Origin of the sequence: Pseudolysinimonas sp. (assembly GCF_031389465.1) — a bacterium.
Taxonomy (GTDB): Bacteria; Actinomycetota; Actinomycetes; order Actinomycetales; family Microbacteriaceae; genus Pseudolysinimonas_A.
This window is the reverse complement of the sequence record NZ_JANMSQ010000321.1, coordinates 1-7,803: the sequence shown is the minus strand read 5'-3', so window position 1 is coordinate 7,803 and position 7,803 is coordinate 1. Positions and strand designations below refer to the sequence as shown.

6 protein-coding genes and 2 pseudogenes are annotated in these 7,803 nt (G+C 70.2%); 4 read left to right on the top strand and 4 right to left on the bottom strand.

Going from position 1 to position 7,803, the window contains the following annotated elements:
• Positions 1 to 1,692: pseudogene (locus RMO30_RS12450) on the bottom strand (AAA family ATPase); the annotation flags it as partial.
• A gap of 121 nt (positions 1,693 to 1,813) precedes the next feature.
• Between RMO30_RS12450 and RMO30_RS12445 the strand changes: the two are divergent.
• A complete protein-coding gene (locus RMO30_RS12445) occupies positions 1,814 to 3,076 on the top strand; it encodes a hypothetical protein (protein WP_309714013.1) in 1,263 nt (420 codons plus the stop codon).
• Here RMO30_RS12445 and RMO30_RS12440 read toward each other — a convergent pair.
• Together RMO30_RS12440 and RMO30_RS12435 are read right to left on the bottom strand one after the other, a co-directional pair.
• Positions 3,052 to 3,975: an NAD(P)-dependent oxidoreductase gene (locus tag RMO30_RS12440; RefSeq protein WP_309714010.1), complete on the bottom strand. Its 924-nt coding sequence runs from the start codon at positions 3,973 to 3,975 to the stop codon at positions 3,052 to 3,054. The two genes, RMO30_RS12445 and RMO30_RS12440, sit on opposite strands and share 25 nt — an antisense overlap.
• Entirely contained in the window at positions 3,975 to 4,661 is a 687-nt protein-coding gene (locus tag RMO30_RS12435; protein ID WP_309714007.1) for a TetR/AcrR family transcriptional regulator C-terminal domain-containing protein, read from the bottom strand. The genes RMO30_RS12440 and RMO30_RS12435 overlap by 1 nt, the downstream gene beginning before the upstream one ends.
• A 104-nt stretch (positions 4,662 to 4,765) precedes the next feature.
• Between RMO30_RS12435 and RMO30_RS12430 the strand changes: the two genes are divergently transcribed.
• From RMO30_RS12430 to RMO30_RS12420, 3 genes are all read left to right on the top strand, one after another.
• Positions 4,766 to 5,236 carry a nitroreductase/quinone reductase family protein gene (locus RMO30_RS12430; RefSeq protein ID WP_309714003.1) on the top strand — a complete coding sequence of 157 codons (471 nt, stop codon included), beginning with the start codon at positions 4,766 to 4,768 and terminating at the stop codon, positions 5,234 to 5,236.
• A 98-nt stretch (positions 5,237 to 5,334) separates the two neighbouring features.
• On the top strand, positions 5,335 to 5,643 hold the full coding sequence (locus RMO30_RS12425; protein WP_309713999.1) for a helix-turn-helix domain-containing protein: 309 nt from the start codon (positions 5,335 to 5,337) through the stop codon (positions 5,641 to 5,643).
• Entirely contained in the window at positions 5,643 to 6,947 is a 1,305-nt protein-coding gene (locus RMO30_RS12420) for a type II toxin-antitoxin system HipA family toxin (protein WP_309713996.1), read from the top strand. Before RMO30_RS12425 ends, RMO30_RS12420 begins: the two co-directional genes overlap by 1 nt.
• Here RMO30_RS12420 and RMO30_RS12415 read toward each other — a convergent pair.
• Positions 6,872 to 7,803: pseudogene (locus RMO30_RS12415) on the bottom strand (hypothetical protein); the annotation flags it as partial. The gene RMO30_RS12420 and the pseudogene RMO30_RS12415 sit on opposite strands and share 76 nt — an antisense overlap.

Here is a 7,803-nt window from a genome sequence, read left to right as displayed (position 1 = left end):
GGCACTCATCTCGGGGGCTTCGCGGCGGGGAGCCGTGGCAGCGACGAGCTCGGCGAGCGAACGGTCGAACACGGCGGGCACGAAGCGATCGAGGGTGTCACGGATGTCGACGAGCAACCGCAGGTACACGCCGAGTTCGGCGATCGACTCGAAGGGTCGCATCCGGGTCGCGCCGATCAGCTCCTGCGCGCGTACGAGCAACCACGGCACAGACTCGCCGTGCAGCCGCTTCGCGAGACGGTGAGCGGCGGCGGCCTGGTCGCCATTCACGAAGACGGCGCCGTACCAGGGCGAGTCGGCCGGCCCGTAGCGGAACTCCCCGAGTTTCGCGGCCTCGACCATCGTCTCGGCGACGGGAGCGCGGCTGGAGGCCAGGCGCTCGACGATCGTCCGATCAAGTCGTGCGGTCGTCGTCGGCGGATGCGGCAGGAGCGCGAGGCGCGACAGTTCCGTCACGCAGTCGAGTACCGAGATTCCGAGCACCGGATCGGTGCGGGTGAGGGCTTCGCGGTAGTCGAGGAGCACGGCGCGCAATCGCACGAGGGCTTCGTCGACGTCCGTCACGTCGGGGGCAGTCGCGCGTTCGTTGCGGGAGATCGCACGCATCAGGTCGCGACGCAGAGTGCGCGGCGACACCGCGACGCCCGGTAGGCCGATGTCGGCGAGCCGGCGTGAGATCCCGGTGAGCGAACCCCGACGCGGGCTGACGACCAACACGCGTTTGCCCTGCCCGATGAGCGCCCCGAGCGCATTCACGACGGTCTGCGTTCCGCCGGTTCCCGGCATCGTCGTCACGACGACCGAGTTGCCTGCCGCGATCTGGGCGATGACGTTCTCTTGCTCGGCGTCGGCATCCAGAAGGAGGGAATCGGTCGACGGGTCGCGCTGGTCGGCGTCGATGACCTCGACCGGATGCTGGCCCTCGTCGAGCGCCCACTTCGCAGTCGGGTTTCCTGCGAGCGCGTCGAGCACGGTGTGTTCGAGGCTGGTCGCGTCGGCGACGAGCGCGTCGGCAACCTCGGCGAAGGCCGAGACGATCAGCCGCGGCTGCACGCCGAAGCCGCCGAGGTGTCCGGTCAGTGCGCGCAACTGGTCGATGACGGCGTTCGGCTTGAAGGTGCCATCGCTGTCACTGAGCGCGACGAACGCGCGGTCGTCGAGCGTGATGCCGAATTGTTCGTCGAGCGCACGCGCGAGGGCGGGGTTGAGCACCGGCTCGCCGCGCAGTTTCAGTTCGACGTCGCGCCCGTAGCGACGGATGGCGAGCGGGCGCAGCAGGATCGGCGCGCAATACTCGCCGGCGAGTCCTGACCAGGTGGCGATCCCGATCCCGAGCCGGATCGCGTCGATCCCCCGGGTGCTCGAGAGTTCGAGTCCTTTCGCGGCGATGCGGTCGGCGGCGAGGCGAGCCGCGCGCAGCGCCATGTCGTCGCGGATGAGCTGCGAGAGCAGCGTGCTCGCCCCGGTGATGAAGCGGGCGAGACCGCCGGGATGCGTCGTCGAGAGCTCGATGCCGGTGGCGGGGTCGTCGACGAAGTGCAGAAGCGGGGAACGACCACCGACGTGGGCGAGCTCGGCCCGCCAATGCTGGCGCACCGGAGCGGCCGGATCTCCGCGTCGCCAGTCGTTCGAGCTGTCGACCGAACCCAGTGCCGGGCGCTCTGCGGCAGCGTCGAACTCGTCCTCGTTCATTTCGAGGTCGTCCTCCCGCCGATCGGCATGCCGCACACCGCCACGATAAGACGGAATCCTGGCGTTTCCAGGGAGGTAGGGCGGGGTTTTGGTATCCCCATTCCACCTAGAATCAGTGCCTGTGACGCCCGACATCGTGACGGTCCTCGGCACGGCCGGCGGAACCGTCGCGGTCGCCTTTGCCGCACTGACGGTCACCGGCGTCGTGCTGCTCGCCCGCCGCGCTCGCCGCAACGCGAAAGCGCCCCTTCCGGGGCGGACGGATGCCGGCGTCGCCCTGGTGCGTGCCGACGACGCCGTGCGCGCGGCGGCCGACGACCACGCGTTCGCTCTCGCCCAATTCGGCGAGGATCGCACCCGCAGCTTCGCCGGAGCACTCGAGCAGGCTCGAGCCGACCTCGAGAAGGCGTTCGCCCTGCAACAGCGTCTCGACGACGCCGAGCCCGAAGGCGAGAACCGACGCAAAGGCTGGGCGAAGAGCATCCGTGCCCTTGCCGACCGTGCCCGCGAAACCGTTCAGACCGAAGCCGCCCGATTCGCCGATTTGCGGCGCAGCGAGGCGAGCGCGCCGGAGACCCTCCGGCTCATCCGCACCCAGCTCTCGTCGGTGGAGGCCCGCACACCGGCCGCCAAGAAGGTGCTCGCCGAGTTACGCGCGGGCTATCTCGAATCCGCGGTGGCCCCGGTTGCCGACAACCTCGAAGCCGCCGAGAAGGCCGTCGCGGCAGCCCGGGCCGCTGCCGACGAGGCCGACGCCGCAATCGCTGCCAGCCGGGTCACGGCCGTCACCGACGCCCTCACCATGGCGCAGCAGCGCGGGCGGGAGGCGGCCATGTTGCTCGACGCGATCGAACACCGCCGCGACGAACTTGCGGCGGCGGTCGCCGAGATCGCGACCCTCGCGGCCGAGCAGAAGCAGGCGCTCGAGCGGGCGCGGGCGTTGCGGGATGCTCCGCCGGATCCCGACTCCTCGGCCGCCGTCAACGACGCGATCGTCGCGCTGGAGGGCGAACTCGCCGCGATCGGCAGCACGGGCAAGCGCGACCCGGTCACCGAACTCGACCGCTTGGTGGATGCCGACGACGCGCTCGATGTCGCCATGTCGGCCGCTCACAACCAGCAGCGCCGCCTCGACGGTGCGCGCGGTGCACTGGCCGGGGCACTCGTCTCGGCCCGCGCGCAGATCAGCTCCGTCGAGGACTTCATCGGCTCACGCGGCGGCGGCGCCGGATCGCGCACCAAGCTCGCGGAGGCGAAACGGGAACTCGTGGTCGCCGAGAATGAATCCGACCCGGTGGCCGCGCTCGACGCCGCCCGCCGCGCGCAGAATCGGGCCCGCGACGCCGACGATCTGGCGCGCTACGCTGGCGCGGGCTCCGATTGAAGCGGACCGATCAGGTTGACGATCTCGCCGCCCGACTCCAGGGCGGCGATCTGGCGACGTACGAGCGCCTCAACGGCATCCGGCATCGTCGTCACCTGACCACCGACGTGGGGTGAGATCACGACGCCGGGCGCGCTCCACAGCGGGTGCCCGGGCGGAAGCGGCTCGGGGTCGGTGACGTCGAGCGCGGCGCGCAGCCGACCGGTGGCGACTTCGGCGAGCAGTGCGTCGGTGTCGACGATCGGTCCGCGACCGATGTTGACGAGGATCGCGTCGTCGGGCATCGCCGCCAGGAAGCCGGCGTCGACGAGCCCGCGCGTCGAGTCGTCGAGGGGAAGGCAGATGACAACGGCCTCGGCGGTCGACAGGAGCCCGGGCAACTCGGCGAGCGCCGCGACCTCACCGCGCTGATCGGTGCGTCGGGACCGTCCGACGCGCACTGGCCGGGCACCGAACGGCAGCAACCGATCGACCACCGCGACGCCGAGCCCGCCCGCGCCGACGACGACCACGCGCAGCCCGAACAGGCCCCGGGTGAATCCGCCGCGCCACTGTTCCGCATCCTGCTGTCGCACGAAACGCGGCAACTCGCGCTGCGCTGCGAGCAGGAGCGCCAACCCGATCTCGGCCGCCGGACCCTCGTGGACGCCCGCGGCATTCGCGAACGCGACCCCCGGTGGCAGCCGTTCGAGCACCCCGTCGTAGCCGATGCTCTGACTCTGCACGAGCCGCACCTCGACCCCGTCCAGCGCCGCGAGCAGGTCGAGCGCACCCATATAGGCCGGTACGACGATGTCGATCGCAGGCCACGGTGCCGGCGACGCGAGATCCCAGAGCGCGACTTCGGCCGCATCCGCGAGTCGCGTTCGCAACTCTTCGGTGGGCACGGTGACGCGCATCACACTCGGCCCCGGTGCCGCTCGAGCCCGTCGAGGATGAGGTCGAGCGCGAAGCGGAACTCGCCATCGTCGTCGCACGCGCCCAGCACCCCGTCGTGATTCGCGGCGAGGGCGAGTTCGGCGACGTGCGGCAACGTCGGCGCCCATGCGCGGGCCTGCGCCGCGACGAGGGCAGGGTCGACGTCGGCGGGGGCGGTGTCGTCGAAGAGGCTCTCATCGAACCCGAGGATGCGGCTGCCGAGCACGTGGAGCGCGTGGTGGGCGAGTTCGAGCGAGAGCCCACCGCCGCGCAGGATGCCGAGCACCCGGTCCACGTGAGTGAGGGTCGCCGGTCCCGGTTGGGATCGCGACCCGAGCACGCTCGCCGACCAGGGGTGTCGCAGCATCTCGCGACGGGCGGAGAGGATGAGGGTGCTCAACTCCGCCTGCCAGCCCGTCTCGGCCGGGGCGACGGGTTCGATCGCGGCGACCACCGCATCCGCCATGCCGTCGAGAAGGTCGCCCTTGTCGCGCACGTGGTTGTAGATCGACATGGGGTCGACGCCGAGCCCGGTCGCGAGTTTGCGCATGCTCACGGCGTCGAGCCCGTCGCGGTCGGCGAGCGCGACGGCGTCGGCGACGATCCGCGCGCGGCTCAGGCGGTCGGGCGCGGCTGTGCGGGGCTCGGTGGGGGGGCGGCGGGGCATCGTGCGCGGAAGTCTATCCGCGTGGGGCTTGACGCGCCTACACCGTAGATGGCAAGGTCTACGGTGTAGACCTACGTCGTAGGTCAATTGGATCGGAGACAGCCATGCCCACACCGACACCGAAGACCGACCTGCCCCCGCGGTGGCTCATCCGCACCATCTGGCGTGGTCATCGCCTTCTCGTGCGGGTGACCGGCGGCCGCTTGGGCCTGTATCCACCGGTTGCCGGCAAACGGATGGGCATGATGCGGGTGCACGCGATCGGCCGCACCTCCGGCCGCCCGCGTCCCGTCGTGCTCGGCTACTTCGAGGATGGCGAGAACCTGGCGACGCTCGCCATGAACGGCTGGGCTCCGACAGACCCCGCGTGGTGGCGCAACCTGAAGGCACACCCCGACGTGCGGGTCGACCTCGGCCTGCGGCGACGACGCGTACACGCGCGAGCCGCCGAAGCCGACGAACGCGCGCGGCTCTGGGTCGGGTTCACCGACCACCCGGGCTGGGGTGACGTCGACGCGTTCGCGGCAGCGAAGCGTCCGCTCGGAACGACCGTCGTCGTACTCGAGCCCCGCTGAACCGCACTCTGAGAACGCCGTCACCGCTACGACGATAACCGGCATCTTTTTACCTCTTAGGTGGTAAACTGCTTTTAAAGAGATGAAAGGCGCCGGTTATGCCTCGGGTCACAACGGCAGAGGCGGAGTCGCTGCTCGGCGAACAGCTGCGCCGCCTGCGCATCGACAGCGGGATCACGCAGGAGGAACTTGCCGACCGCTCCGACCTCTCGGTCAAGTCGGTCCGCGCGCTCGAGACGGGCGAGGGCAGCCGACTCTCCACCCTCATCCGGGTACTCCGCGTGCTCGACCGGGAGGACTGGCTCGATGACCTGCATCCCGAACCCGAGGTGAGCCCGATGCGACTGCTGCGCGAGTCGCGCGGCGAACGGCCGCGCCGCCGGGTGCGCCGCTCGGAAGCCCGCTGATGGGCTGGGACCACGTGCAGGTGATCGAGGTGCGCGCCTGGGGGGCGCGGATCGGAGCACTCGCCGCCGGAGGAACTCGCCGCGCGTACACCTTCGAGTACGACCCGGCGTGGCGCCGTCAGGGGCACGAACTGTCGCCCGAGCTCATGCCGACGACCGACCGTCGTCAGGTGTTCTCGTTCCCCGGCCTGAGCGACGAGACCTTTCACGGTCTGCCCCCGATGATCGCCGACTCCCTGCCCGACCGATTCGGAAACGCCATCGTCGATGCCCACCTCGCCGCGCTCGGTCTCGCCCCCTCCGAAGCTACGGCTCTCGACCGCCTCGCCTACCTCGGCCCGCGCGGGATGGGCGCTCTTGAGTTCCGTCCCGATCAGGCCCCGCACGTTGCGGTCGCGACGAGTGTCGACCTTGCAGAGCTCATCGTCACGGCGCGCGCCGCGGTCGAGGGCACGCTCGCCTCCGAGTCGGAGTCGGCGGAGTCACTGCAGCGCATCATCAACGTCGGCACGAGCGCCGGCGGAGCCCGCGCGAAGGCGATCCTCAACTTCGACCCCATCAGCCAAGAGATCCGGTCGGGCCACGTTCCGCCCGCCCGCGGATTCGAGCCCTGGTTGCTCAAGTTCGACGGCGTGCGCACCGATCAGCGCCTCGGGCCGACTGAGAACTTCGGGCGCGTCGAGTACGCCTATTCGCTCATGGCGGGGGCGGCGGGCATCGACATGGCGCCGACGCGCCTCCTCGTCGAGAACGGGCGCGCCCACTTCATGACCCGCCGCTTCGACCGCGACCCCGACGGAGTTAAGGTGCATCTGCAGACGCTGTGCGGACTCGCCGGACTCGACTACAACCAGGTCGCGACCCACGACTACGCCCAGTACCTGCAGCGCATCGAGGCGCTCGGCCTGGGTGCCGAGTCGGTCGAGCAGGGCTGGCGCCGGATGGTGTTCAACGTCGCGGCCGCGAACTGCGACGACCACACGAAGAACTTTTCGTTTCTCTTTCGGCCCGGCGACGGCTGGCACCTCGCCCCCGCCTACGACGTCACCTACGCGTACAACTCCGAGTCGGTGTGGGTCCACCAGCACTTGATGAGCGTCAACGGTCGCTTCCAGGACATCAGGCAATCGGATGTGCTGACCGTCGCCGATCGGTTCGGCGTGCAGGGCGCGAAGCGCATCCTTGCTGAGGTTCTGGATGCCGTCGCCCAGTGGCCGACGTTCGCCGCTCAGGCAGACGTGCCCGCCGAGATGGCATCAGCCGTCGCCGTCGACCACCGGGTCGGGTCGCTCGCCCGGGCGTGACCACTGCGCCCGGCGAGGTAGCCCGCGAGGTGCTCTGCGAGTTCCTCGGAGTCCTGCCCGGCTCCCCCGATGTAGGTCGAGCGTCGACGGCGCAACAGCGAGGTGCCCATCACGTACAGGCCTGGTGATTTCGGGATGACGCCACCTTCGTGCGGCAGGCGTCCCTTGTAGTCGAGCACCGGCACGTGGAGCCAGGAGTAGTCGGGGCGGTAGCCGGTTGCCCAGACGATCGTCCCCACCTTCTCGCGGGCGAGGTCGAGTTCGAGCAGTGGCGCATCATCCACGACTGTCGGGTCGGCCCGGGTCGGCTCCGAGAGACCATCGACGCCGGTTTCAGCCCAGGTGTCGAAACGGTCGAGCAGCCTGTCGAGCTTCAGATCGGCGAGCCTCACGGTGTTGGCGAGGCCACCCGAAAACTGTGCGACGCCGTCGTGGATGCGGCCGACTCGGCCGACCACCCGCACGCCTTTCGCCCGCAGCGACGCGATGTCGACGGTGCGGTGGTCGTCGCTTCCGACGAGCTGCGGTGAGGGCACATGCCGGGCGCGGATGATGTCATCGATCTCGTCGAAGCGTTCGTCGAGAACGCCGACGGCATCCATCCACCAGAAGATGTCGCGGCCTCGGTAGCTGCGCGGCATCCGCACGTGCTCCCCCGCGGCGAGGGTGACGTCGCGGCCCGCGCGCGCGATCTCGTCGGCGAGTTGGGCGCCGCTCGCGGAGGCCCCCACGACGAGTACTCCCCCGTCGGCGAGCGACTCCGGCGACCGGTACGACTTCGAGGTGAGAGAGAGGATGCCGTCGGGCACCCCGTCGGCGACCGGTGGCAGGTTCGCGATGCCGCTGCCGCCGTTGG

Excerpts from the sequence above, each read along its gene's own strand:
- RMO30_RS12420 (WP_309713996.1), top strand. The coding sequence starts at position 5,643 with ATGGGCTGGGACCACGTGCAGGTGATCGAGGTGCGCGCCTGGGGGGCG.
- RMO30_RS12440 (WP_309714010.1), bottom strand. The coding sequence starts at position 3,975 with ATGCGCGTCACCGTGCCCACCGAAGAGTTGCGAACGCGACTCGCGGAT.
- RMO30_RS12435 (WP_309714007.1), bottom strand. The coding sequence starts at position 4,661 with ATGCCCCGCCGCCCCCCCACCGAGCCCCGCACAGCCGCGCCCGACCGC.
- RMO30_RS12425 (WP_309713999.1), top strand. The coding sequence starts at position 5,335 with ATGCCTCGGGTCACAACGGCAGAGGCGGAGTCGCTGCTCGGCGAACAG.
- RMO30_RS12430 (WP_309714003.1), top strand. The coding sequence starts at position 4,766 with ATGCCCACACCGACACCGAAGACCGACCTGCCCCCGCGGTGGCTCATC.